The organism is Arthrobacter silviterrae (assembly GCF_011045165.1).
Lineage (GTDB): Bacteria > Actinomycetota > Actinomycetes > Actinomycetales > Micrococcaceae > Specibacter > Specibacter silviterrae.
On record NZ_JAAKZI010000008.1, the window covers coordinates 13,016 to 38,533 of the forward strand.

A 25,518-nucleotide genomic window follows, 5' to 3' on the forward strand; every position below is an offset into this window, starting at 1 on the left:
ATTTTCCGGCCCGGGACGTAATAAGCTCTACGCATGGCAACCAACAGCATCCCTGACTCCGCCGCGCCCGGCAGCCCGGCGCCTGCACAAAGCGTTTCCGCAGAGGTAGCGGCCCCCTACGGTTCAGGCATTCCGTCCACCACGGCGCGGGTCCGCACCCACCACCTGCAGGCCGCCAAGCTCAACGGCCAAAAGTTTGCCATGCTGACGGCCTACGACCAGTACACCGCCCAGATCTTTGACGAGGCGGGAATCGAAGTGCTCCTGGTGGGTGACTCCGCCTCCAACAATGTCCTGGGCAATGAAACGTCCCTGCCCATCACACTCGATGAGATGATCATCTTCTGCCGCGCCGTCACGGCCGGCGCCAAGCGTGCCCTGGTCGTGGCCGACCTGCCGTTTGGCAGTTACGAGCAGTCCCCCGAGCAGGCCATCGCTTCCTCGGTGCGCCTCATGAAGGAAGGGCTGGTACACGCGGTCAAGATGGAAGGCGGAGCGTATTACGCCCCCACCGTCCGGGCACTGACCCAGGCCGGCATCCCAGTCATGGCGCACATCGGATTCACCCCGCAGAGCGAGCACGTGCTGGGCGGCTACCGGGTCCAGGGCCGCGGCGATGCGGCACAGGGCATGATGGACGACGCCGTCGCGCTGGCGGGTGCCGGAGCCTTCTGCGTGCTGATGGAAATGGTGCCCGCGGCCGCGGCCGCCGCCATCGACGCCGCCATCGACGTCCCCACCGTGGGCATCGGCGCCGGGAACTCCACCACGGGACAGGTGCTGGTGTGGCAGGACATGGCAGGGCTGCGGACCGGCAAAATGGCCAAGTTCGTCAAGCAGTACGCCCAGTTGCGCACGGTTCTCGCCGACGCCGCACGGGAATACGGGGCCGAAGTCCGCTCCGGCGTGTTCCCGGGCCCCGAGCACACTTTCTAGGCCTGCCCGGACTACTCAGTCCTGGTCGTCCTGGGCCTCCCAATTTTCATTGCGCTCATGGACCCTTGCAAGGGCGGCTTCGGCTTCCTCGCGGGTGTTGTAGGGCCCGATCAGCTCCTTCCAGCCGGACTGGGCGTCCATTTCCACCTGGCGGGTGTTGACGTTGTACCAATATTGGGGCATCTTTCCTCCGTGGGTCCGTGGCGGTTGTTGCCATCATAGGCCGCACCGCCACGGCCCCGCAGCAAATAACTTATAGGATGAAGGCATGTCTTCCACTGTTTCCACAGCCCCCATCGGCACCCTGGTTCCCGGCACTGTAAGCGCCATGCTGGCCGTGCCGGCCGCCATTCCCCGCCCCGAATATGTGGGCAAGGCCGGGCCGGCCCCCTTCAAGGGGTCCGAAGTGAAAAGCGCTGAAACACTCGAGAAGATCCGAATCTCCTCCAAGATCGCCGCGCAGGCCATTGTGGAGGTGGGCAAGCACATTGCTCCCGGCGTCACCACGGACCAGCTGGACCGGGTGGGGCACGAGTTCCTACTGGACCACCAGGCCTATCCCTCCACGCTGGGGTACCGCGGCTTTCCGAAGTCGCTGTGCTCCTCGCTCAATGAAGTCATCTGCCACGGCATCCCCGATTCCACCGTGGTCCGGGACGGGGACATTATCAACATTGACATCACCGCCTACAAGAACGGTGTCCACGGCGACACCAACTGGACCTTCACGGTGGGCGACGTTGACGAGGAATCGCGCCTGCTGGTGGACCGCACGCAGGAGTCGCTGAACCGGGCCATCCGGGCAGTGGCGCCGGGCCGGGAAATCAATGTCATCGGCCGCACCATCTCCGCCTACGCCAAGCGCTTCGGCTACGGGGTGGTCCGGGACTTTACGGGGCACGGGGTGGGCGAGGCGTTCCACACCGGCTTGATTATTCCGCATTATGACGCCGCACCGGCATACAACACTGTGATCCAGGAGGGCATGGTGTTTACGATCGAACCAATGCTCACGCTGGGCGGCATTGAGTGGGACATGTGGGACGACGACTGGACAGTGGTAACCCGCGACCGCAAACGCACCGCACAATTTGAGCACACCCTGGTGGTCACGGCCACCGGGGCCGAGGTACTCACCCTCCTGTAGGGCCCGCGCCCACCTTTTTGACAGCCCCTGACAGACCGAAACTACCCCTGGAGCCACGCATGTCCAAGAAGCACTCGCACTCGCAAACCGTCATCGGCCTCGACATTGGCGGCACCGGCATCAAGGGCGGGATCGTCCACCTGGAGACGGGCGAACTGCTGGGCGAGCGCTACCGGATCGACACGCCCCAGCCTTCCACCCCGCAGGCCGTGGCCAAGGTAGTCAAGGCCATCGTGGATGAACTCATGACACGCGACCACGCGCCGGCCAAGGACGCCCCCGTGGGCATCACCTTCCCGGCCATCATCAGCCACGGCGTGGCCCGCTCCGCCGCAAATGTGGACAAGTCCTGGATCGACGCGGACGTGGACAAGATCTTTTCCGAGGAGCTGGGCCGCGACGTCCAGGTCATGAACGACGCCGACGCGGCCGGCCTGGCCGAAGCCCGCTACGGCGCCGGCAAGGGCGTGAAGGGCACCGTCCTGGTCATCACCCTCGGCACGGGCATCGGCTCGGCCTTCATCCATGACGGCAAGCTGATCCCCAACGCGGAATTGGGCCATCTGGAAATTGACGGAGTCGACGCCGAATCCAAGGCCTCAGCCAGCGCCCGCGAACGCGACAATCTCAGCTGGGACGAGTACGCCGTGCGGCTGCAGCGCTACTTCTCGCACGTGGAGTTCCTCTTCTCCCCCGAGCTGTTCATCATTGGCGGCGGCATTTCCAAGCGCAGCGAGGACTACCTGCCGCAGCTGAAGTTGCGCACCAAGATCATCCCCGCCGAATTGGCCAACAACGCCGGCATTGTGGGCGGCGCCCTTCAGGCAGCCGTCCACTTCAAGATTACGAAATAGCCTTCCGGGCGCGGCGCAGTTCCTTGATCGACTTCTCAAAGTCCTCGAGCGACTCAAAAGCCTGGTAAACGCTGGCGAAGCGCAGGTACGCGACCAGGTCCAGGCGCCGGAGGGGTTCCAAAATGGCCAGGCCGACGTCATTCGCGTCAATTTCGGCGGCGCCGCTGGCCCGGATGGACTCCTCGACCTCCTGCGCGAGCTTCGCCAGGTCATCGTCGGTCACGGGGCGCCCCTGGCACGCCTTCCGCACGCCGCTGATCACCTTGCTGCGGCTGAAGGGCTCCACCACGCCTGAGCGTTTGCTGACGGAAAGGCTGGCCGTTTCCACCGTACTGAACCGGCGCCCGCATTCGGTGCACTGGCGCCGGCGGCGGATGGAGGAGCCGTCGTCGGACAGGCGCGAGTCCACCACGCGCGAGTCGGGATTACGGCAAAACGGGCAGTACATCCAGGTCCCTTCGAGCAGCGGTTTTCACCAGTCTATGGGTTCATTTTCCCAAACGACAATCATGTAGGTACCACCGGGATGCACACCCGTCAAGGGGTGGTGTCAGCGGAAACGAATGGCCACGGCGTCACCGTGGGCCGGCAGCCCTTCCGCCGCCGACAGTGTCACCACGTGGCCGGCCACCGTGGACAAGGCCGCTTTGTCGTAGTTGATCAGCTGCACGGCGCGCAGGAACGTGGTCACGTTCAGCCCGGAGGAGAATGCGGCCGTGCCGCTGGTGGGAAGCACGTGGTTGGACCCCGCACAGTAGTCACCGAGGCTCACGGGACTGTAGTCGCCCACAAAGATGGCCCCTGCGTTGGTGATTTGCGCGGCGACGGCGGCAGCGTCCTCCGTGACCACCTCCAAATGTTCGGCGGCGTAGGCGTTGCACACGGCAATTCCTTGCGCCACGTCGCTCACCAGCACCGTGCCGGACTGCGGGCCCGCCAGCGCCGCCTCGACGCGTTCGCGGTGCGCTGTCGCGGCAACCTGGACGGCCAGTTCACGTTCGACGGCGGCGGCCAGCTCCGGCGATGTCGTCACCAGCACCGACGCGGCGTTGGGATCGTGTTCGGCCTGGCTGATGAGGTCCGCCGCGACGAATACCGGGTTGGCGGTGTGGTCCGCCAGCACCGCGATCTCCGTGGCTCCGGCCTCGGCGTCAATGCCCACCACACCCTTGACCAGGCGCTTGGCGGTGGCCACGAAAATGTTCCCGGGGCCCGTGACCACGTCAACCGGCTCAAGGGACCCGGCGTTGTCCGTCGCGGAGGTTTCTGCCGGTATGCCGTAGGCAAAGGCTGCAATCGCCTGCGCGCCGCCCATCGCGTACACCTCGTCAATGCCCAGCAGGGCCGCGGCGGCCAGCACCGTCAGGTCCGGCAGTCCGCCGTTTTCCTTTTGCGGTGGCGAAGCCAGTGCCACTTGGCCCACCCCGGCGGCGAGTGCGGGCACCACGTTCATGATGACCGACGACGGGTACGCCGCCAGCCCGCCGGGAACGTACAGGCCCACCCTGCGCACGGGAATCCAGTGTTGGGACACCACGGCGCCGTCTGCAATCGGCAGGTCCACATTGGCCGGGCGCTGCGCGGCGGCAAACGCCTTGGCGCGGCGGATTGATTCCTCCAGCGCGGCACGCACGGCGGGGTCAAGCTGTGCCAGCGCCTGCTCAAGCGCCGGGGCCGGGACCCGGGGGTGGTCCTGGGCCACGCCGTCGAACTTTTGGGCCAGTTCTGAAAGTGCGGCAAAGCCACGCGCCTGGACGTCGGCAATGATGCCCCGCACCGCGTCCTCGGCCGTGGTGAGCGTTTCGGCAGCGGTGCGGGGAACTGCCCGCTTGAGTTCGGCCAGCGAAAGGTTCAGCCCGCGGAGGTCGGTGCGCCCGAAGGTGAAGTGCGCAGGCCCGGCCGGGGCCGGAGTGGGAATGGCGGAAGTGGTGGACACGGCAGAATCAGGGTTGCTCACAGCTCAAGTTTACCGGCTGTGGCGCGGGCCTCCTGCGGGCTCGGGACGATGGCGTAGTTCACCGTTGTCCACACGAACACGGTGGCCGCGCAGGCCAGTGGCCACAGCAGCAGGATGGAAGGCACCCGCAGGGAGAACACCATGCTGGGGCTGGCCATGTTGGCCGGCGGAACGTGGAACAAGTCACCGGCAAACACGCCCGTGCGCCATGCCAGCACCGAGCCAAGGAGGGCGCCGAGAATGACGGCGGCAAAGTGTGCCGTGGACACGGCACCGCGGCGCCGCCCCGCCCCGACCAGGAGGCAGGCGGAGGCCAGCCCGCCGGCAACGGCCAGCACGCCCAGCACCAGGTCCCGGCCCAGCCACGTGTTGTAGTCCCGTACGTCGCCGTAGACGGCGCCGCCCGGGGCGGCCAGCCACCACAGGGCACCCAGGCCGATACCCGCCAGCGCGGAGAGGGCGAACCAGCGCAGCCAGGCACCACCGATGAACGTCACGGCTCAGGACTCCAGGCAGGTGGGGCCGAGCAACACCTTGAGGTCGCCGAAAAGTGCCGGAGTCGGATTGACCCGGTGATGCAGCGGCAGCTTCATGACCTTCATGGTGCGGCGGCCGCTCAGGTGCATTTTCACCTCGGTGTTGCCGCGGTGGTTGCCGAGGACGTCCTTGAGGGCCAGCAGCACGGGTTCGGTGGCCTTGTGCTCGGGCATGGAGATGACCAGGGGGCCGGCCATGCCCTCGCTCAGATCCGGGACGGAAAGTTCCATGGCATTGAGTGTGATGGCGCCGTCGTCGCGCTTTTGCAGCCGGCCCTTGATGACCACGATCAGGTCCTCGGCCAGGATTGTTGCGATGGGCCCATATACCTGGCCGAAGAACATGACCTCCACGGAGCCGCCCAGGTCCTCCACCTCGCAGCGGGCATAAGGATTGCCGCTGCTCTTGGCAATGCGGCGCTGCAGGCTGGTGATCATGCCTGAAATGGTGATGATGTGGCCGTCCGCCGGGCCGTCGTCGGCCAGCACCTGGGTGATGGACATGTCCGCATTTTGGCTCAGGATTCCCTCCAGGCCCTGCAGGGGGTGGTCCGAAACGTACAGCCCCAGCATGTCCCGTTCAAAGGCGAGCTTGTCCTTTTTCTCCCACTCGGGCAGGTCCGGGATGTCCGTGACCAGGGCGGACTCGGGCTCATCGTCGCCGCCGAGCCCGGCAAAGAGGTCAAACTGGCCCACGGCCTCATTGCGCTTGAGCGTGATGACCGAGTCGATGGCCTCTTCATGGATCATGGCCAGGGCGCGGCGGGGGTGGCCCAGGGAGTCGAAGGCACCGGACTTGATGAGGGACTCAATGGTGCGCTTGTTGCAGACGACGGCGGGCACCTTCATCAGGAAGTCTGAGAAGCTTTCAAAGCTGCCCTTTTCCGCCCGGGCCTCCACCAGTGCGTTGACCACATTGGCGCCCACGTTGCGGACGGCGCCCATGCCGAATCTGATGTCCCTGCCGACAGGGGTGAAGTTCAGCGAGGATTCGTTGACGTCCGGGGCCAGCACGGTGATGCCCATGTGCCGGCATTCGTTGAGGTAGAGGGCGGACTTGTCCTTGTCGTCGCCGACACTTGTCAGCAGGGCGGCCATGTATTCGGCCGGATAGTGGGCCTTGAGGTATGCCGTCCAGTAGCTGACCACGCCGTAGGCGGCTGAATGCGCCTTGTTGAACGCATAGTCGGAGAACGGGAGCAGGATGTCCCAGAGCGTGGTGACGGCTGCATCGGAGTAGCCGTTGTCGAGCATGCCCTGGTGGAAGCCGGCATACTGCTTGTCCAGCTCGGACTTTTTCTTCTTGCCCATGGCGCGGCGCAGGATGTCGGCTCGGCCCAGCGAATAGCCCGCCAGCTTCTGGGCAATGGACATCACCTGCTCTTGGTACACGATCAGCCCGTAGGTGCCGCCCAGGATCTCGGCAAGCGGCTCCTCCAGCTCCGGGTGGATCGGCGTGATGGGTTGCAGGCCGTTTTTTCGCAATGCATAGTTCGTGTGGGAATCAGCACCCATGGGCCCGGGCCGGTACAGGGCCAGGACTGCGGAAATGTCCTCAAAGTTGTCCGGGCGCATGAGCTTGAGCAGCCCGCGCATGGGGCCGCCGTCGAGCTGGAAAACGCCCAGGGTGTCCCCGCGCGCCATCAGCTCATAGGATTCGTGGTCGTCAAGGGCCAGGTGTTCGAGGTCCAGCTCAAAGTCCTGGTTGGCCTTGATGTTCTCCAGGGCGTCGGTGATGATGGTGAGGTTTCGCAACCCCAGAAAGTCCATTTTGATCAGGCCCAGGCCCTCGGCCGTCGGGTAGTCAAACTGTGTGATGACCTGCCCGTCCTGGAAGCGCCGCATGATGGGCACCACGTCGATGATCGGGTCCGAGCTCATGATCACGCCGGCTGCGTGGACGCCCCATTGGCGCTTGAGCCCTTCCAGGCCCTTGGCGGTTTCAAAGACCTTGGCAGCTTCCGGGTCGGTTTGCAGGAGTTGGCGGAAGTCCCCGGCCTCACCGTAGCGCTTGGACTGGGGGTCCTCGATGTCGTGCAGCGGGATGTCCTTGGCCATGACGGCGGGCGGCAGGGCCTTGGTGAGCTGTTCGCCCATGCTGAACGGGTAGCCCAGGACCCTGGAGGAGTCCTTCAGGGCCTGCTTGGACTTGATGCTGCCGTAGGTGACAATCATGGCCACACGCTCGTCACCGTACTTTTCGGTCACGTACTTGATGACCTCGTGCCGGCGCCTATCATCAAAGTCCACGTCAAAGTCAGGCATGGACACGCGCTCGGGGTTGAGGAACCGCTCAAAGATCAGCCCGTGCTGCAGCGGGTCCAGGTCGGTGATGCGCATGGCATAGGCCACCATGGAGCCGGCACCGGAGCCACGGCCGGGGCCAACGCGGATGCCGTGGTCCTTGGACCAGTTGATGAAGTCGGCCACCACCAGGAAATAGCCGGGGAAGCCCATCTTGATGATGACTTCCAGCTCGTAGTCCGCCCGCGCCCGCACATCGTCTGGAATGCCCTTCGGATAGCGGTATTTCAGCCCGGCATCCACTTCCTTCACCAACCACGACGTCTCGTCGTCGCCAGGCGGGCAGGGGAACTTCGGCATGTAATTGGCGTCGGTGTTGAAGGAAACTTCGCACCGCTCGGCGATCAGCAGCGTGTTGTCGCAGGCTTCGGGAAGCTCGGAAAACAGGGCTCGCATTTCCGCTGGCGACTTCAGGTAGTAGCCGCTGCCATTGAAGGCGAAGCGGGAACCGCCCTGGTCGTAGGTGGGTTCGAGCAGGGTGGAGCCGGACTGCAGGGCAAGCAGGGCCTCATGGGCCTTGGCGTCGTGTTCATGCGTGTAATGGAGGTCGTTTGTGGCGACAAGAGGAATGTTCAGTTCATCGGCCAGTCGCAGGAGGTCCTTCGTTACCCGCCGCTCAATGTCCAGGCCGTGGTCCATGAGCTCACAGAAGTAATTTTCCGCGCCGAAGATGTCCTGGAACTCGGCAGCAGCGGCCTTGGCCTCGTTGTACTGCCCCAGGCGCAGCTTGGTCTGGACTTCGCCGGAGGGGCAGCCGGTGGTGGCAATGAGGCCATGGTGGTATTCGTTGAGCAGTTCACGGTCCAAGCGGGGATACTTGCCGAACACCGAGTCAAGGGACGCCAGCGAGGAGGCCCGGAACAAGTTGCGCATGCCCTGGTTGTTGTAGCTGAGCAGCGTCATGTGCGTGTAGGCACCGCCGCCGGAAACGTCGTCGCCCCTTTGGCTCTCATCTGTGCGCCATTTCACGCGGGTCTTGTCCGTGCGTGCGGTGCCCGGCGTGACGTACGCTTCGACGCCGATAATGGGCTTCACCCCGGCATCGGTGGCCTTTTTCCAGAAGTCAAAGGCACCGAACAAATAGCCGTGGTCTGTGGTGGCCAGCGCCGGCATGCCCAGCCGGTTGGTCTCATCGAAGAGTTCCGTCAGGCGTGCGGCGCCGTCAAGCATGGAGTACTCGGTGTGAGTGTGAAGATGGACAAAACTGTCATTTGATGAGGAAGCCACCCCACCATCCTACGTGCCAAAGGCCCGGCTTTGCCCGAGCAAACGGCAGTGGCGCCGGGCCCGCAGCACCTCCGCGAAACGCTCGCTCGTTCCGGACACCTCCACGAAAACGCCCCGTCGCAGCGAGACACACATGTCCGCATCCCTCGGCAGCTACGCCCCACTTCTGACAGCATCATCCCCGACGCCGCACCACTTCTTGCGTATATTTCCGGGACGCGGCACCACTTTCTACAATGCGGTTCTCGACGCCCGGTTCCAACCGAGGCGTCTTTTGCCTCCGGTCCTGCAGCACGGAGAGTTCGGAGTGAACACCCGGGGAGGTGCGGGCCCAACATTCGCCGGTGCCCTTGGCCCCTCATCCGGCCGCCGGGGTGTCCGGGCCTCCCACTTGCGCTCAGCGGCACTTCCCGCTGGGGCAAAACTCAAGCCGGGTTCTGCCCCCGGTGCACCCGGGGCGGAACTCGGATTGGGTTTTGCCCCACAGCAAAGTCCGCAACCGATAAACCCGATCCCCACATAAATCACTCCGGCCGGAAATCCCCGGAAAGTGATGGAGCGTCAGCCCGGAGGCCGCGAAAGGTGATGGAGCGTCAACCGGGAGGCCACGAAAGGTGATGGAGCGTCAGTGGGGTCGGGAGGGTTAGCCTCGCAGGGCCTTCAGGGCATATTCCAGGTCCTGCGGATACGGGCTGGTCACGTCCACCCGCTCCCCCGTTGAAGGGTGGGTGAAGCCAAGCTTGTGGGCATGCAGCCACTGGCGCGTCAAGCCCAGTTCAGCAGCCAGCTTTGGGTCCGCACCGTAGGTCAGGTCCCCTGCACACGGGTGCCGCAAGGCGGAAAAGTGCACGCGGATCTGGTGGGTGCGCCCTGTTTCAAGGTGGATTTCCAGCAGCGAGGCCTTCCCGAACGCCTCGAGCACCTCATAGTGCGTGACGGACGGGCGCCCGTCCTCGATGACGGCGAAACGCCAGTCGTAGCCGGGGTGGCGGCCGATGGGTGCGTCAATGGTGCCCTGCAGCGGATCGGGAAGTCCCTGAACCACGGCATGGTAAATCTTCTCCACGGTGCGGTCCCGGAATGCCTGCTTGAGGACCGTGTACGCATGTTCCGTCTTGGCAACCACCATGGCACCCGAGGTGCCGACGTCGAGCCGGTGGACAATGCCCACGCGTTCCTGCGCGCCGGAGGTGGAAATCCGGAAACCCGCCGCGGCAAGTCCGCCCACCACTGTGGGTCCCACCCAGCCCGGCGAGGGGTGCGCAGCCACGCCAACAGGCTTGTCGACGACCACAAAGTCGTCGTCGTCCAACAGGATGTTCAATCCATCCACCGGCTCCACCACTACGGCCAACGGGTCCGGCCGTTCCGGAATGGTCACCTGGACACTGGCGCCTGCACGGAACTTCTCCGACTTGCCAACGACCGCGCCGTCCTGGCGCACATTTCCTTCCGAGCACAGCAGGGCGGCCGCCGACCGGGAGATGCCCAACAGCTGTGCCAGCGCCGCGTCAATGCGCATTCCGGCAGCTTCCTCGGGCACGGTAAACGTCTCAGTCATCAGAAGACTCCCCCCGTTCCATCTCGGGGCCGGCCTCCTCGGCTTTGGCGGCATCCGCGGCATCCGCTGCGGCCTTGGCCTTGGCCGCTGCCACAGCCGCACGTCCGCCCAGCGGCACACCGATCAAGGTCAGCAGGCAAATGGTGATGACTCCCCCCACCACACCCATGTCCGCCATGTTGAAAATGGCAAAGTGCGGGAAGGAAATGAAGTCGACCACGTGGCCCATGCCAAACGACGGCGGACGGAACAGTCGGTCTGTCAGGTTGCCCAAGGCCCCGCCAAGCAACAGACCCAGGCCGATGGCCCACCACGCCGAACCGATGCGACGGGCCAGAACCACGATGAACACGGCGACTGCGGCCATGATGAGGGTGAAGAACCAGGTGAAGCCCTCGCCGATGGAAAAGGCGGCCCCTGAGTTCTTGATGAAATACCACTGCAGCACGCCGGGGATGACAGGGGTGGTTTGGCCCTCCACCATGGTCGAGGTGACCCACAGCTTGGTCAGCTGGTCGCAAACATAGGCCAGGGCGGCAAAGCCCAGCCAGGTCCACAGGAAGCCCCAGCGGAGAGGTGGCCGCCCCGCCGCGACCTGGTCGGTTGCGTCTTCAGGGCCGCTGGAAGGGTGCTGCTGGGAGTTCTCGCTCATGGTTCTTTCATTACGTCGGGCCTGCAGGACATATCAATAGTAGGGCGTTAACGGGCAAAGGGCGGCGGTGCGGGTATCCCCACACCGCCGCCCCGAATCCTGGGAGCCAGGACTGGATGCGTCCTAGGACTCGGATCCGCCGTCGGCGAAGTCCGGCGCAGCCACGGAGCCGCGGGCATCGAGGTCGCGGAGCTGGCCTTCGATGTACGTCTTCAGGCGCGAACGGTAGTCGCGCTCAAAGCCGCGCAGCTGCTCAACCTTGCGCTCGAGCACCGAACGCTGCTGCTCCAGGGCACCGAGAGTCTTGCGGCTCTTCTCCTGGGCGTCGTTGACCAAGGAGCTGGCCTCGATCTGGGCCTCGGCAATGATCTTGTCGCGCTGTTCCACACCGGCATTGACGTATTCGTCGTGCAGCTTCTGCGCCATGGCCAGGACGCCGGCAGCGGATTCCACGCCAGTCGCGGCAGCAGCAGCAGGTGCAGCAGCGGCAGCCGGGGCAGCCTCGACCACGGGAGCAACCGGGGCAGCAGGCTTGGCCGGGGCGGCCTCGACTACAGCTTCCTTGACGGGCTCAGCAGCCGTTTCCGGTACCTTCTCAAGCAGCGGTGCGGGAGCTGCGGGGGCAGCCTGGACATTGGATGTGTTGTCGGCAAGTTTCTTGCGCAGCTCGTCATTTTCCTGGTGCAACCGGCGCAGTTCAACGACGATCTCGTCAAGAAAGTCGTCCACTTCGTCCTGGTCGTAGCCTTCACGGAACTTGGTCGGCTGGAACCGCTTGTTGACAACATCTTCTGGCGTAAGCGCCATCTAGTCACCTCATTGGTCTTAGTGAGTTGGGAGCGGGCCGGAGCCATCCCAACTACGGTACCGAATACAAATCAAGCGATCTGCACTTGGGTTCTATCGCTTTTACAATATAACTTTTCAGCGGCGAAAACTAACGACGCGGCACTATATTGCCAAATTCCTTGTGACACTCATCCCAATGCCCACAACCACCAACAGCAGCAGGAAGCCAATGTCCAGGGCCACGTTGCCGATCCGCAGGGGCGGAATCATGGCGCGCAGCCTGCGCAGGGGCGGATCCGTGAGCCGGTAGATCACTGAGGCGCCCACCAGTGCGGCGCCGCGCGGACGCCAGTCCCGGGCGAATACCTGAATCCAGTCAAAGACCATTCGCAGCAATAACGCCAGAAAGTAGAGCAGAAGCAGGATGTAGAGAAGAGCGAAAACAATTGGCACGCGCGCGGACACATTCCCTAGTCGAAGGATGAAACAAAAACAACCGGCCCAATGAATATTCGGTTCCACCGAGCTTTAACTGACACCCTATATAACGGATTGCCCGGGCACAAAGTGCCCGGGCAATGACAACTCGTTCCGGCGGACCGCAGCTAGCTCTGGTTGAAGAAGCTGGCCTGGGTGTCCGAGAGCTTCTTGTCGTCGCCCAGCACTTCAATATAGGACGGCGAGAGCAGAAAAACCTTGTTGGTGACGCGTTCGATGGAACCGCGCAGGCCGAAGACAAGCCCGGCGGAGAAGTCCACCAGCCTCTTGGCGTCTGCCTCGCCCATGTCCGTGACATTCATGATGACCGGAATGCCGTCACGGAAGCTCTCGCCAATGATTTTCGCGTCATTGTAGGAGCGTGGGTGAACAGTGGTGATCTGACGCAAACTTGCAGCCTCTTCCCGATTCGATGCGGCCCGCTTGATGGGGGTTACCGGGGCCCGGTATTCTTCGTCGCCGGCCTTGGGCGCGGCAGCTTCGGCCACGGCGGCCGGCGCGGGAACGGCCTCCCGTTCAAACTCCACGGCAGCGTTGGCCGCCTTGTGGACCGGCGGTGCCTGCTCAGCGTCGTAGTGCTCGTCACCGTCGGCGAGCCCAAGGTAGATCATTGTCTTGCGCAGAGCGCCAGCCATGGTTAGCTCCTCATCAGTCTGCTTGCTGCGGGTGGGATTTACGGGCATGCACGTTGTTGCCAACACCCAAAACGCTACAGCACGCGGGGACGGGCACCGAGTATATCGGAACCGACACGCAGGTGTGTCGCCCCTGCGGCCACGGCCTGCTCCAGGTCCCCGCTCATCCCGGCGGAAATGGCGCCCGCGCCGGGATGGGCGGCCACCACCCTGGCTGAAATTTCAGCTAGCAGTCCAAAGGCCGGTGCCGGGTCGGCACCCAGGGGTGCCACCGCCATGACGCCGGCCAGCCTGAGCCCGTCCGTGGCAGCCACCAGCTCGGCCAGCCGGTCAACGTCCGACGGCGCCGCCCCACCCCGCGCGCCCGGCCCGCCTTCCGCTGTGGTCCCGGAGGTGCCGCCCGCACTTTGGGAGAGGTCCACCTGGATGAAGCATTCCAGGGCGGCCCGGCCGTTCAGGTCCTGCTGCGCATCCATGGCACGGCCCAGGGCCTTGACCAGCTGCGCCCTGTCGATGGAGTGGACGGAATGGGCGTAGCGGGCCACTGACTTGGCCTTGTTGCTTTGGAGCTGTCCAATGAAGTGCCAGCGCACGCCCGGTTCGGCCACGAGGTCCGCCTTGGCTGCGGCTTCCTGGTCCCGGTTCTCCCCCACGTCCGCCACGCCGAGCCCCACCAGCCTGCGGACGTCCGCCGCCGGGTGGAACTTCGTCACCACGATCAAGGCCGGCGGGGCTTCCGGACGCCCGGCGGCTTCGGAGGCCAGCCGGATCCGTTCACCGACCGCGGCCAACCTTTCCTGGAGTTGGCGGGTGCGGGCATCCAAGGTGGTCATGGCTGGGGTTCCTTCTGGTGGATCGGTGGTGCGGGAGCCGGACGGCAGCTTCAGGGCTGTGGTGCTGTGCCGGTTGTAGAAGCGGGTGCGGCCATGGCGGCAAAGCCGATGAAGCGGCCCTCGGCCTCCCCGTCACGGACGGCCCGTCGGTGGGAGTAGAACTGGTGGTGCTCAAGGGTGCATGCGCCCACGTTGCGGGCAGCCACTCCGGCAGCCGCCAGCTGGGCCGCTACGGCGGCGGGGAGGTCCAGTGCAGGCGTCCCCCACGACGTGGTGGCGTGCGCGGCCGGCTCAACCAGCGAGACTGCGGCACGCATGTCCTCAGGCACCTCGTAGCATCGGCCGCATACGCTGGGGCCGATCCAGGCCCGCAGGTCCAATGCCCCGGCGCCACGGAGGGCGGACACGGTAGCGGCGATGATGCCCTTTTCCACACCGGGGCGGCCGGCGTGGGCGACTCCCACCACGGGCTTCCCGCCGGAGGTGGTCCCAACAAGCACCACAGGAACACAGTCGGCGACCATGACGGCAAGGCTGGCCGACAGCGAAACCAGGCCGTCCGCCGTCGGGCCGCGGGGCGGGAACGCCGGCAGTGGCGCGGGGCCGCCTATGACGGCGACGGCGGCGCCGTGGACCTGGTCCATGTACTGCAGGTGCAGCGGCACGGGCGAGCCCACCAGCGCAGTCAGCCCGGCGTCAACGGCGGCGCGGTGCACTGCCACGCGCCGGGGATCGTCCCCGACGTGAAAGGCCAGGTTGCCCGCGGTGGTGTCGCTGAAGCCCACCCACACCCCGGGGATGGCTTCTTCGGCAAACCACGCAAGGGACTGCGGGGGCTGCACGGGCGGCATCGACTGCACGGACAATCTGGCCTTTCACGGCTGGACGGGCGGGAACTACTTCAGGAAGTCCGGCACGTCGAGCTCATCGGCGTGGTGGCCGCTCAGGTCGGGCTCGACGATGGCGGGCAGTTCCACGTCAAAGCCGCCGTCGGCGGGAACGTGGCTGGCAGGCTGCTGGCCCCACTGGTTCAGGTTCGTCACCGTGGCGCTGGAGGACGGCACGGCGGCCGGGACGGGAGGTGCGGCAGGGGCCGCCGCCTGCTCCGGTGCCGAGAGCTGGTTGTCCGGGGTGTCGAAGCCGGCGGCAATGACGGTGACGCGGGCCTCGTCGCCCAGGGCGTCGTCGATGACGGCGCCGAAGATGATGTTGGCTTCCGGGTGGGCCACTTCCTGCACCAGGCGGGCAGCTTCGTTGATCTCGAACAGGCCCAGGTCGGAGCCGCCCTGGATGGACAGCAGCACGCCATGGGCGCCGTCAATGGAAGCCTCCAGCAGCGGGGAGGCGATGGCGAGCTCGGCTGCCTTGACGGCACGGTCCTCGCCGCGGGCGGAGCCGATGCCCATGAGGGCTGAGCCCGCACCCTGCATGACGGACTTGACGTCGGCGAAGTCAAGGTTGATCAGGCCCGGGGTGGTGATGAGGTCGGTGATGCCCTGGACGCCGGAGAGCAGCACCTGGTCGGCGGAACGGAATGCGTCAAGGACCGAGACGTTGCGGTCGCTGATGGAGAGGAGGCGGTCGTTCGGGATGACGATGAGCGTGTCAACCTCGTCGCGCAGGGCCTCGATGCCGTTGTCGGCGCTCGTGGCGCGCCGGCGGCCTTCAAAGGTGAAGGGGCGCGTGACCACACCGATCGTCAGCGCGCCAAGGGTGCGCGCAATGCGGGCCACGACGGGCGCGCCGCCGGTGCCGGTGCCGCCGCCCTCGCCGGCCGTTACGAAGACCATGTCGGCCCCGCGCAGGACCTCCTCGATCTCCTCCTGGTGGTCTTCCGCAGCCTGGCGGCCGACGTCGGGGTTGGCGCCTGCCCCCAGGCCGCGGGTCAGCTCGCGGCCGACGTCGAGCTTGACGTCCGCGTCGCTCATCAGCAGCGCCTGGGCGTCCGTGTTGATGGCAATGAATTCAACGCCGCGCAGGCCCACGTCAATCATCCGGTTCACTGCATTTACGCCGCCGCCGCCGATGCCGACGACCTTGATGACGGCCAGGTAATTCTGGGGTGCTGCCACGTTACGTGTCCCTTGTTCGTTTCTTGCTGTAAGTTCCATGGGTGCTGCTGGGGCCACCGCGGTTCAAGCTGCACTTGAACCTTGGTAGCTTAACCTTCAACTTGAAGGTTATAGTTATGTCAACCAACTCTTGTCAGTGACGCTATGGTGCATCGGTGCCGCATGCAATAACCGCCCCCGCGTGTCGTGCGAATCCGGCCAAAAAACCTTGGGGTGGCACCGGTTCGCACCCCCTCTAGCGTGTCACAGGATAGCGCGGCGTGCTGACGTCGTACACCTGGACGGGTGGCGGGGCCGGCTTTCCCGGATCCACGGTGGGTGCCGGGGCGTCGATGAGGGCTTGCAGGACCTGCGCCTTCAGCTCCATGTCCGCTGCATTCCCCCACACCACGGTCTTTCCGTCCACCATCTGAAGTTCGACGGCGTCGGGAGACTTTGCGGTGGCGCTGGCCAGCCGGCCCAGCACCGATTTCGGCAGGGTTGCCAGGACTGCGGTCATGGCACTGAAGGTGTCCTTCGAGACGGCGGCCAGGCCCCCGTCAATGAGCGGAAGGCCTGCCGAGGCGGCATCCTTGGCGGTGCCAAGTTCCACGCCGTCCTGGTCCACCATGACGAAGCCGCTGCCGTTCTTCAGCAGGGCCACGGGGACCCTTTCCACCACCTGGACCAGCAGGGCCGAAGGGGGCTGTGCCTCAATGCGCGAACTCTTGACCTGCGGCACCTTCGCCAGCAGCCTGTCCACGTCCTGCTGCGTCACCTGGGGCAGGGGCGTACCAACCAGCGGGGCAAGTGCTGTTTGCAGCGTCTTCTCCGCCACCAGCTTGCGCCCGTCAATGTGGATGGTCCGAACGGCCAGGACCGGCGAAAACAACGCCACCACCATGACGATGGCCAGGACGGCCGCAACGGCAGAAAAGGCAATCCAGGCACGCCGACGGCGCTTCTTGTGGGCGGGCGTGGGAAAGGCCAGGACTGTCGCGCCGGCGCCGCGGCCAGTCGATGTGCCGGATTTCTTCTTCCCGCCTTTTCCAGGCTGGACGTCGGGGACCGGGCCGGCGTCCTTGGCGGGGCGTTTCGCGCGCGCAGTCAAATCCACCACGGGGCGTCCGGGCGCCTTCGCCGGCGCGGTTTTGGCCGTCGCGGTTTTGGCAGGTGCGGTTTTGGCCGTCGCGGATTTGGGAGATGCCGTTTTGACAGGTGCATCAGGCTCCAGCGGCGTGACAGTCACCTTGCTGCTGGTAGGCCTGGCCGCCTGCGTGTTGCCGCCCGCCGTGGCGGCGGAACGCGTAGCCGCGGCAGCGTCGCCGCCGTTGGGCCCGGGACCTGAATCCGGCCCCGGACCGGCACCCGTGGGAGCGCCGCCGTCGGGCCCTGTGGCGGGCCGGGTGCGGATGATGCGGGGGCGGCGCGGCTCAGCCATGCTGCCCGCCGTTAGCGGGTGAGGTCCCGGGAGCCGAAGCGGGGCCGGCCTGCAGGGCCGCCACCAGTGCCGGGCCATAGGCCGTGACGTCGCCCGCGCCCACCGTCAGGATCAGGTCCCCGGGGGCAGCGGCAGCAGCCAGCGCCGCCACGGCTGCCGCAGGGTCCGGCCAGTAGCTGCGGGGCGCGGCAAGGCGGCGGGTGATCAGCGTGCTGTCCACCCCGGGAATGGGGTCTTCGCGGGCGGGGTAGATGTCCAGCACGGCCACGGTGTCCGCCAGGTCCAGGGCCTGGGCAAACTCGGCGGCGAATTCCCGGGTCCGGGAAAACAGGTGCGGCTGGAACAGCACGTGGACCTTGTGTCCGGCAGCCACGGTGCGGGCGGCCTTGAGGGCCGCGGTGACCTCCGTGGGGTGGTGTGCGTAGTCGTCAAACACCCGCACCCCGCGCCCCTCCCCCTTTGATTCGAATCGGCGGGCGGCACCGCTGAACGTGGCCAGGGCGGCCAGCGCAGCATCAACGTCAACACCCAACTCCAGCGCCACGGCCACGGCGGCAGCGGCATTGCGGATGTTGTGGTCCCCCGGCACCTGCAGGTGAAGGGGCACGCTGCGGGAGGCGGTGCCGGCGGGCGGCAGGAGCAGCGTGGTGTCCGTGGCCAGCCCCTCCCCCGAGCCAGCCACTATGCGCAGCTCCGCCGCATCGCTGAAACCGTAGCTCAGGGTGCGCTTTCCGGCAGCCGCGGCCCGGGCAGCCAGAGCGGCCGAACCGGCGTCGTCGGCGCAGGCAACCAGCAGCCCGTCCGCCGGCAGCAGGGCCACAAAGGAATCAAAGGCGGCGAACACGGCCTCGGGGGTGCCGTAGTGGTCGAGGTGGTCGGCTTCCATGTTGGTGACCACGGCAATCCGCGGCCGGTAATTCAGGAAGGAGGCATCCGATTCGTCCGCTTCGGCCACGAACACCGGGGCGCTGCCGTGCGCCGCGTTGACGCCCAGGCCCTGCACCGTCCCGCCCACGGCGAAGGAGGCGTCCACCCCGGCGCCGCGGAGCATCACGGTGATCATGGAGGTGGTGGTGGTTTTGCCGTGGGTGCCGGCAACAGCCACCACGGTGTCCTGGGCCATGGCAGCCGCCAGCGCCTGGGACCGGTGGAGCACGCGCAGGCCGGCTGCCCTGGCCGCGGCCAGTTCAGGGTTGGCCTCGCGGATGGCGGTGGAGACCACCACGGTGTCCGCGCCGGCCACAGTGGCGGCATGGTGCCCCACATGGACGGAGGCGCCGAGCGCGGCCAGCGCGGCGAGCCCGGCCGAATCCTTGGCGTCCGAACCGCTGACGGGCACGCCCCTGCCCAGCATGATGCGGGCAATGGCGGACATTCCGGCCCCGCCCATGCCGATGAAGTGCACCCTGCCCAGTTCAGCCAGGGTGGGGGCCTCATAAGGTGTTGCTGCCGATGTTTGTGTCACTGTTGCTGCCACTTTCCGCTTGCCGCCAAAACCATGTCCGCCATGCGCTCCGCGGCGTCCCGGATGCCCAGCGCCGACGCCCGTGCGGACATGCCGGCCAGCCGCTGCGGGTCCAGGCACAGCGGGATCACGTTCGCCTCAATCCAGGCCGCGTTGAGCTGCGCATCGGGCACCAGCAGCGCTGCGTCCGCGGCCACCAGTCCTGCCGCGTTGCGGGCCTGCTCGCCGTTGCCCACGGGAAGGGGAACAAACACGGCCGGAAGCCCGACGGCGGCCACCTCGGACACTGTCCCCGCGCCGGAGCGGCACAACAGCAGGTCTGCCGCGGCATAGGCGTCCTCCATGGCGTCCACATACTCCAGCTGGCGGTAGCGGGGTGCGGTGAGGGGGCCGCCGTCGTCCGCCATGACAGCCTTGCCGCGGCCGGTGATGTGCAGGGTCTGGATGCCGGCGCCGGCCAGCGCCTCCAAGGCCCCGGCCAGGGCCGTGTTCAGGCGCAGGGCCCCGAGTGAGCCGCCCGTGACAATCAGCGTGGGGGCTTCGGCGTCCAGGCCCAGCCGTTCGCGGGCACCGGCGCGCGCCGCGGCGCGGTCAAGCCCGGACACGGCCGCACGCATGGGCATGCCCACCAGCTGCCCGCCGCGGATCTTGGTGGCGGCAAAGGCTGTACCCACGTGCGCGGCATAGCGGGCGCCGACCTTGTTCGCCAGCCCGGCCTTGGTATTGGCTTCGTGCACCACGATGGGCACGCCTAGGTGCCTGGCGGCCAGGTACATGGGCGTGCACACGTAGCCGCCCACCCCCACCAGCACGTCCGCCCCGGCCTCGGTCAGGATGCGCCTGCCGTCGGCAATGGCCCCGCGCATGCGCCCGGGCAGTTTCAGCAACTCCGGCGACGGCCTGCGCGGCAGCGGTATCCGGGCGATGGTGGCCAGTTCATGGCCCGCGGCCGGCACCAGGCGTGTTTCCAGGCCGTCTGCCGTTCCCACGGCCAGAATGGCGGTTTCCGGAACGGCCCGGCGGACGGCCGCGGCGATGGCCAGCAGCGGGCTGACGTGGCCGGCGGATCCGCCGCCGGCCAGCACCACGGAAAGGGGGCCGCCCGGGCGGGAGACGGCGTTTGCTGTATTCGTCATGAAGAAATCGATGCGCTTTCTGCTTCAGCGTCGCTTGCGGGGTCGGTGCGGGCAAAGGACAGCACCACGCCGATTCCCGCCAGCACCATCACCAGGGCACTGCCGCCGTAGGAAATCAATGGCAGTGGAACACCGATCACTGGCAGGAGTCCGGCAACCATGGCTATGTTCACGAAGGCCTGGCCGATGATCCAGGCCAGGATGGACCCGCACACCACCCGGGCGAACGTGTCGTTGCGCTTCATGATGACGCGGAAGAAGGCGAAGGCCAGCACGCCGTAGAGGGCAATGATGACCAGCGTGCCCAGCAGGCCCAGCTCCTCGCCGAGAATGGCAAAGATGAAGTCGTTGTGGGCTTCGGGGATCCAGCTCCATTTTTGCCGGCTCTGCCCCAGCCCCACGCCGAACCACCGGCCCGACGCCAGCGCGTACAGCCCGTTTTGCGCCTGGTCGCACAGGCCCTGGCCGTCGCTGCAATTGCCCAGCCAGCCGGAGAGCCGTGCAGTCCTGTTGCCGCTGAAGGCGGCCATGGCCGCGGCGGCAGCCACCCCGACCCCCACCGCGCCAATCAGCACGCGCTTGCTGCCGCCGCCAAAATACAGCCCGGCGCCGATGACGGCCATGACAATGACGGAGGTGCCGAGGTCGTGCCCCAGCAAGATCAGGAGCACCAGGATGCCACCAATGGGCACCACGGGCAGCAGGGTGTGCCGCCAGTCCGCCATGAGCCGGCCCTTGCGGGACAGCACCAGGCCCATCCACAGCGCCAGCGCCAGCTTGGCGGCCTCTGAGGGCTGGAACTGGATGGAGTTGCCGAAGTTGATCCAGTTCCTGTTGCCGCCGATGTTCACACCGAGCGGGGTGAAAACGACCAGCATCAGCAGGAGCGCCGACAGGCCCAGGGTGGGCCAGGCCATCCTCTTCAGGCCCGACGGCGGCACGAAGGACAGGACCATCATGAGCACCAGCCCGAAGCCGGCAAACATGGACTCCTTGATGAACAGGGAGTAGGGGTCGATGCCGGCCGAAATCGATTCGGCGGCCGATGCGGAGAGCACTGTCATGAGCCCAACCGCGGTCAGTGCCACAGTGGTGGCGATGATCCAGTAGTAGGAGGCGCTGGGCCGTCCGGACAGGGCATTGACCCTGTTGCGGACGCGCTTCCAGCGGCTGGTGGCGGTGCGGGCGGGCCCGGACGGGGGCGCCACCTTGGGGGCGGTGCCCCTGGTTGCCGGCGTAGTGGCCACTATGACTCCTTGTTGGCGCTCGCCCGTCGTTCCAACAGCTCCCGCACGGCGTTGATGAACGACTGGCCTCGGTGGGCGTAGGACGAAAACTGGTCCATCGACGCTGATGCCGGCGCCATGAGCACCGTGTCGCCGTCTTCCGCCAGCTGGGCGGCGGCGGCAACGGCCTGCGCCATGACGGCATCCCCGAAGATGGGCGTTTCGGCCACGCCTTCCCTGCCAGTGTGCCCCTTGTCCGTCTCAATGACGGGCACATCGGGTGCGTGTCGCGAAAGGGCGCCGGCCAGGGCCGAGGAGTCCTCCCCGATCAGGACCACGGCCTTGAGCCGGCCTGCATGCGCGCTGACCAGTTCGTCATATTCGACACCCTTGGACAGCCCCCCGGCAATCCAGATGACGGGCTTGAAGGCGGAGAGGGAGGCCGCGGCTGCGTGCGGGTTGGTGGCCTTGGAATCGTTAACCCACAGGACCCCTCCGGAGGTGGCCACGGGCTGGATCCGGTGGTCCCCGCTCTCGTAGGCGATGAGGCCGTCGCGCACATTTTCCGGCGTGAGCCCGTACGCCCGCACCAGCGCCGCCGCGGCGGCCGCGTTGGCCACGAGGTGCCGGGGCACCAGCTCGGAAATGTCGCTGACATGGGCCAGTTCGACGGCGGAGTCCTTGCGTTCGGCGATGAAGGCCCGGTCCACGATGAGCCCCTCCACCACGCCCACCATGCTGATGGCAGGCATGCCGGTGGTGAAGCCCACGGCACGGCAGCCTTCGCGGACGTCGGCCTCTTCCACCATGTGTTCGGTCTCGATTTGTTCGGCGTTGTAGACGCAGGCCGCCTTGGTGTTGGCGTAGACCTTGGCCTTGTCAGCTGCATAGGCGTCAAAGCTGCCGTGCCAGTCCACATGGTCCTCGGCCAGGTTCAGGCACGCGCTGGCCACCGGTTCCAGGGACTGGATCCAGTGCAGCTGGAAGGAGGAGAGTTCCACGGCCAGGGCGTCGTAGCCTTCCGGATCGCGCACTGCATCCAGGATGGGCGTGCCGATGTTCCCGGCGGCGATGGCGCGCAGCCCGGCGGCCTGGAGCATCAGTTCCACCATGGTGGTGGTGGTGGTTTTTCCGTTGGTGCCGGTGATGGTGATCCACTCCGCGGTTTTGCGGCCCTCGCGGGTGCGCACGCGCCAGGCCAGTTCCACGTCGCCCCAGATGGGGATGCCGGCGTCGGCTGCGGCAGCCAACAGCGGGTGGCTGGGCCGGTAGCCGGGGCTCGTGACCACCAGTTCGGCCGGTTCACCGCCCACCAGCGGCAGCACGGTGGAGGATTCCCGGCCCAGGATGACGTCCTCAACCCCCACGATGCGAAGGGTGTCGGCGGCGCGCCGGGACTCGTCGTCGTGCGAGGAGGCCACCACCACAACGCGGGCGCCCAGCTCGGCGAGGGTGTCGGCCACGGAGAAGCCTGTCTTCGTGATGCCGGTGACCACCACGCGGAGCCCGGCCCAGTCGGCGCCCCAGCTGGTGAGACCGGCCAGGCGGCCTGCCCCGGCAGCGGCGGTGGATGCGGGTGCAGTGTGTGTCACAGTCGGACAATCCATTCAGCGTAAAAGGCGCCCAGCCCCACGGCCACCATGAGCCCGGCCAGGATCCAGAACCTGACCACCACGGTGACCTCGGCCCAGCCCTTGAGTTCAAAGTGGTGTTGCAGGGGTGCCATCAGGAACACCCGGCGGCCCTTGGACAGCTTGAAGAAGCCCACCTGGATGATGACGGAGAGGGTGATGAGGACAAAGAGCCCGCCGATGATGAACAGCAGGATTTCCGTCCGGGAAAGGATGGCAAAGCCGGCCATGGCCCCGCCGATGGCCAGCGATCCCGTGTCCCCCATGAAAATCTTGGCCGGTGACGTGTTCCACCACAGGAACCCGATCAGCGCGGCAAACATGATGACGGCGACAAGGGAAAGGTCCAGCGGGTCGCGGACTTCGTAGCACACGGTTTCAGCGGGCACCTTCCGGCCGCCGCAGCCCTGGCTGGTCTGCCACAGGCCCATGAGGGTGTAGGCGCCGAAGACCAGGATGGCGGCTCCCGTGGCGAGCCCGTCCAGGCCGTCGGTGAGGTTCACGCCGTTGGTGGTGCCGGCAATGATCAGGTTTGACCACAGGACAAACAACACCACGCCCAGCCCGGCACCGGCAAAGGCCAGGTTGAGGGAGGGGATGTCGCGGGCAAAGGAAATGAAGGTGCTGGCGGGCGTCTTGCCGGAACTGTCGGGGAAGCCGAGTGCCATGACGGCAAAGGCAATGCCCACCACGGCCTGCCCGGCCAGCTTGCCCTTGGCGTCCAGGCCAAGGCTGCGCTGGTTGGAAATCTTCAAAAAGTCGTCCAGGAATCCCACCAGGCCCTGGCCCAGCATGAGGAAGATCATGAGCAGCCCGGATGCGGTGGGCCCCTGCGAATTGGGGTTCAGGAGCCAAATGATCAGGTGGGTGATGAAGTAGGAAAGGACCACCGCGCCGACCACCACGGTGCCGCCCATCGTGGGCGTGCCGCGCTTGATCTGGTGGGTGGTGGGGCCGTCATCGCGGATGATCTGCCCGTACCCCTTTTTGACCAGGAGCCGGATGAACAGGGGCGTGCCGACCATCGAGAGGGCCAGTGCCAGTCCGGTGCCAATAAGCAATGCAATCACGGCTGAGGGGTCCTTTCGCCGGGGTTTTTTTGAACATTACTCTGGACTGTGCCCTGAACCGTGCTTTGGTCGATTTCTGTGACTGCGCCGCCCGCAGTTTCCGCCTTCCCCGAAGGCAATGCTATCCGATCCGCTGCCAGCAGGTCCCCGAGGAACCGCAGGCCGGCACCGTTGGAGGACTTGACCAGCACGATGTCCCCTGGGGCCAGCTCGCGCAGCAAAAGCTGGTGCGCGGCGTCGGCGTCAGGGACAAACATCGACTCGTCCCCCCATGAGCCCTCCATGACGGCGCCCACGTGCATGGAACGCGCGGGAGTGCCGACCACAATGAGCCGGGAAATGTTCAGCCGCACGGCCACCCGGCCCACGGCGTCGTGCTCCAGCACGGAATCGCTGCCCAGCTCCAGCATTTCGCCCAGCACGGCCCAGGTGCGGCGGGTTCCGCCGGCACCCAGCTCCGCCAGGGTGCGCAGGGCGGCCCGCATGGATTCCGGATTGGCGTTGTAGGCATCGTTGATGATGGTGACGCCGTCCGGGCGGTCGGTGCGTTCCATCCGGTAGCGGCTGGCAGGCCCCTGGGCGCTGAGGGCTGAGGCAATGTCCGCGGGTGCGGCGCCTGCCGCGTGGGCGGCCGCGGCGGCGGCCAGCAGGTTCGCCACATGGTGCAGGCCCAGGAGCTTGCTGCTCACAGGGTGGCTTTCCCCGCTGCCGGGGAACACCAGGTCAAATTCCGGGTGGCCGCCGGTGGTGCGGACGTTGAGGGCATTAACGACGCCGGCCCCTCCGGTGTGCGCGGCACCGCCGGTTTCGGCGCTGCTGAAGAAGGTGACGGGCGCACCGGCCCGGCTTGCCATGGCGCGGACCCGTGAATCATCGAAGTTCAAGATGGCAGTGCCGCCTGCGGGCAGTGCCTCCACGAGCTCGCCCTTGGCCGTGGCGATGTTGTCAATGGAGCCGAATTCACCGGCGTGGGCGCTCCCAACGCACAGCACCACGCCGATGTCGGGCTTGACAATCCCCGCCAGGTAACTGATCTGGCCCATTTTCGTGGCCCCCATCTCAATGATGAGGTGCCGGGTGGTCTCCACGGCGCGGAACACCGTCAGCGGCACGCCCACTTCCCCGTTGTAGGAGCCGACCGGTGCCACGGTGTCGCCCAGCTGTGACAACACACCGGCGAGCAGGTCCTTGGTGGTTGTTTTTCCAGCCGAGCCGGTGATGCCGATGACTGTCAGGGGCGAATGGGCCCGGATGCGGCGCACCACCTCGGCAGCCAACAGGCCCATGGAGGCAACGGCGTCGGCCACGATGACCGCTGGAAAGGATCCTCCGGCGCGGGGCACCTCACGCTCCGACAGGGCAAGCACTGCCCCCGCAGTGAAGGCTGCGGCAATAAAGTCGTGCCCGTCGGCGTGCTCGCCGGCCTTGGCCACATACATGCTCCCGGGCGAGGCCTCGCGGGAGTCGGTGGTGATGAGGGCCACGTCAATGCGGCAGTTGGGGTCGGTTCCGGCTGACAGCCGTCCGTTGGTGTAATCGGCAATCTCGGCCGCTGAAAATTCAATCATC

General features: G+C 66.3%; 23 protein-coding genes. 3 read left to right on the top strand and 20 right to left on the bottom strand.

Features of this window, described 5'->3' with window-relative positions; genetic code table 11:
- Positions 1 to 33 precede the first annotated feature (33 nt).
- Positions 34 to 936 (top strand): 3-methyl-2-oxobutanoate hydroxymethyltransferase, encoded by a 903-nt coding sequence (panB, locus tag G6N77_RS06410; protein ID WP_165181202.1) that lies wholly within the window; start codon positions 34 to 36, stop codon positions 934 to 936.
- Between the two features lie 15 nt (positions 937 to 951).
- Here the strand turns inward: panB and G6N77_RS06415 are convergent, their stop codons facing one another.
- Positions 952 to 1,119, bottom strand: a complete 168-nt coding sequence (locus G6N77_RS06415) for an SPOR domain-containing protein (RefSeq protein ID WP_165181203.1) — start codon at positions 1,117 to 1,119, stop codon at positions 952 to 954.
- 85 nt (positions 1,120 to 1,204) lie between these two features.
- On the opposite strand from G6N77_RS06415, the gene map reads away from it, so the two are divergent.
- Complete coding sequence (map, locus tag G6N77_RS06420; protein ID WP_165181204.1) at positions 1,205 to 2,083, top strand: type I methionyl aminopeptidase; 879 nt, start codon at positions 1,205 to 1,207, stop codon at positions 2,081 to 2,083.
- Positions 2,084 to 2,142: 59 nt separating this feature from the next.
- Positions 2,143 to 2,937 carry a polyphosphate--glucose phosphotransferase gene (ppgK, locus tag G6N77_RS06425; protein ID WP_165181205.1) on the top strand — a complete coding sequence of 265 codons (795 nt, stop codon included), beginning with the start codon at positions 2,143 to 2,145 and terminating at the stop codon, positions 2,935 to 2,937.
- On the opposite strand, the gene nrdR is transcribed toward ppgK, so the two are convergent.
- The 19 genes from nrdR to G6N77_RS06520 all read right to left on the bottom strand — a co-directional run bounded on the left by nrdR (position 2,927) and on the right by G6N77_RS06520 (position 25,517).
- Positions 2,927 to 3,385, bottom strand: a complete 459-nt coding sequence (nrdR, locus tag G6N77_RS06430) for a transcriptional regulator NrdR (RefSeq protein ID WP_165181206.1) — start codon at positions 3,383 to 3,385, stop codon at positions 2,927 to 2,929. The two genes, ppgK and nrdR, sit on opposite strands and share 11 nt — an antisense overlap.
- A gap of 102 nt (positions 3,386 to 3,487) precedes the next feature.
- Positions 3,488 to 4,855: a histidinol dehydrogenase gene (hisD, locus tag G6N77_RS06435; protein ID WP_165181299.1), complete on the bottom strand. Its 1,368-nt coding sequence runs from the start codon at positions 4,853 to 4,855 to the stop codon at positions 3,488 to 3,490.
- Positions 4,856 to 4,890: 35 nt separating this feature from the next.
- Positions 4,891 to 5,391 (bottom strand): hypothetical protein, encoded by a 501-nt coding sequence (locus G6N77_RS06440; RefSeq protein ID WP_165181207.1) that lies wholly within the window; start codon positions 5,389 to 5,391, stop codon positions 4,891 to 4,893.
- 3 nt (positions 5,392 to 5,394) lie between these two features.
- Positions 5,395 to 8,904 carry a DNA polymerase III subunit alpha gene (gene dnaE, locus G6N77_RS06445; RefSeq protein ID WP_205678073.1) on the bottom strand — a complete coding sequence of 1,170 codons (3,510 nt, stop codon included), beginning with the start codon at positions 8,902 to 8,904 and terminating at the stop codon, positions 5,395 to 5,397.
- A gap of 700 nt (positions 8,905 to 9,604) precedes the next feature.
- The gene (locus G6N77_RS06450; protein WP_165181209.1) at positions 9,605 to 10,522 is read right to left on the bottom strand and encodes an RluA family pseudouridine synthase; all 918 of its coding nucleotides are present in this window, start codon (positions 10,520 to 10,522) and stop codon (positions 9,605 to 9,607) included.
- Positions 10,515 to 11,174, bottom strand: coding sequence for a signal peptidase II (gene lspA / locus G6N77_RS06455; protein ID WP_165181210.1), 660 nt, complete (start codon positions 11,172 to 11,174; stop codon positions 10,515 to 10,517). Before lspA ends, G6N77_RS06450 begins: the two co-directional genes overlap by 8 nt.
- Positions 11,175 to 11,297: 123 nt before the next feature.
- Entirely contained in the window at positions 11,298 to 11,981 is a 684-nt protein-coding gene (locus G6N77_RS06460) for a DivIVA domain-containing protein (protein WP_165181211.1), read from the bottom strand.
- A 144-nt stretch (positions 11,982 to 12,125) separates the two neighbouring features.
- Positions 12,126 to 12,416: a YggT family protein gene (locus G6N77_RS06465; protein ID WP_165181212.1), complete on the bottom strand. Its 291-nt coding sequence runs from the start codon at positions 12,414 to 12,416 to the stop codon at positions 12,126 to 12,128.
- A 152-nt stretch (positions 12,417 to 12,568) separates the two neighbouring features.
- Entirely contained in the window at positions 12,569 to 13,096 is a 528-nt protein-coding gene (locus G6N77_RS06470) for a cell division protein SepF (protein ID WP_165181213.1), read from the bottom strand.
- Between the two features lie 74 nt (positions 13,097 to 13,170).
- The gene (locus G6N77_RS06475) at positions 13,171 to 13,929 is read right to left on the bottom strand and encodes a YggS family pyridoxal phosphate-dependent enzyme (protein ID WP_165181214.1); all 759 of its coding nucleotides are present in this window, start codon (positions 13,927 to 13,929) and stop codon (positions 13,171 to 13,173) included.
- Between the two features lie 50 nt (positions 13,930 to 13,979).
- Positions 13,980 to 14,780, bottom strand: coding sequence for a purine nucleoside phosphorylase YfiH/LACC1 family protein (locus G6N77_RS06480; RefSeq protein ID WP_165181300.1), 801 nt, complete (start codon positions 14,778 to 14,780; stop codon positions 13,980 to 13,982).
- A gap of 45 nt (positions 14,781 to 14,825) precedes the next feature.
- Positions 14,826 to 16,001: a cell division protein FtsZ gene (gene ftsZ, locus G6N77_RS06485; RefSeq protein WP_165181215.1), complete on the bottom strand. Its 1,176-nt coding sequence runs from the start codon at positions 15,999 to 16,001 to the stop codon at positions 14,826 to 14,828.
- 235 nt (positions 16,002 to 16,236) lie between these two features.
- Positions 16,237 to 17,421, bottom strand: coding sequence for a cell division protein FtsQ/DivIB (locus G6N77_RS06490; RefSeq protein ID WP_165181216.1), 1,185 nt, complete (start codon positions 17,419 to 17,421; stop codon positions 16,237 to 16,239).
- Positions 17,414 to 18,811: a UDP-N-acetylmuramate--L-alanine ligase gene (gene murC, locus G6N77_RS06495; RefSeq protein WP_165181301.1), complete on the bottom strand. Its 1,398-nt coding sequence runs from the start codon at positions 18,809 to 18,811 to the stop codon at positions 17,414 to 17,416. The genes G6N77_RS06490 and murC overlap by 8 nt, the downstream gene beginning before the upstream one ends.
- Before the next feature lie 71 nt (positions 18,812 to 18,882).
- The gene (locus tag G6N77_RS06500; protein WP_165181217.1) at positions 18,883 to 20,022 is read right to left on the bottom strand and encodes a UDP-N-acetylglucosamine--N-acetylmuramyl-(pentapeptide) pyrophosphoryl-undecaprenol N-acetylglucosamine transferase; all 1,140 of its coding nucleotides are present in this window, start codon (positions 20,020 to 20,022) and stop codon (positions 18,883 to 18,885) included.
- Positions 20,019 to 21,269, bottom strand: a complete 1,251-nt coding sequence (ftsW, locus tag G6N77_RS06505; RefSeq protein WP_306986453.1) for a putative lipid II flippase FtsW — start codon at positions 21,267 to 21,269, stop codon at positions 20,019 to 20,021. The genes G6N77_RS06500 and ftsW overlap by 4 nt, the downstream gene beginning before the upstream one ends.
- Complete coding sequence (gene murD, locus G6N77_RS06510) at positions 21,269 to 22,855, bottom strand: UDP-N-acetylmuramoyl-L-alanine--D-glutamate ligase (RefSeq protein WP_165181218.1); 1,587 nt, start codon at positions 22,853 to 22,855, stop codon at positions 21,269 to 21,271. The genes ftsW and murD overlap by 1 nt, the downstream gene beginning before the upstream one ends.
- The gene (gene mraY / locus G6N77_RS06515) at positions 22,837 to 23,949 is read right to left on the bottom strand and encodes a phospho-N-acetylmuramoyl-pentapeptide-transferase (RefSeq protein WP_165181219.1); all 1,113 of its coding nucleotides are present in this window, start codon (positions 23,947 to 23,949) and stop codon (positions 22,837 to 22,839) included. The genes murD and mraY overlap by 19 nt, the downstream gene beginning before the upstream one ends.
- Positions 23,946 to 25,517 carry a UDP-N-acetylmuramoyl-tripeptide--D-alanyl-D-alanine ligase gene (locus G6N77_RS06520; protein WP_165181220.1) on the bottom strand — a complete coding sequence of 524 codons (1,572 nt, stop codon included), beginning with the start codon at positions 25,515 to 25,517 and terminating at the stop codon, positions 23,946 to 23,948. Before G6N77_RS06520 ends, mraY begins: the two co-directional genes overlap by 4 nt.
- Between the last annotated feature and the right edge of the window lies 1 nt (position 25,518).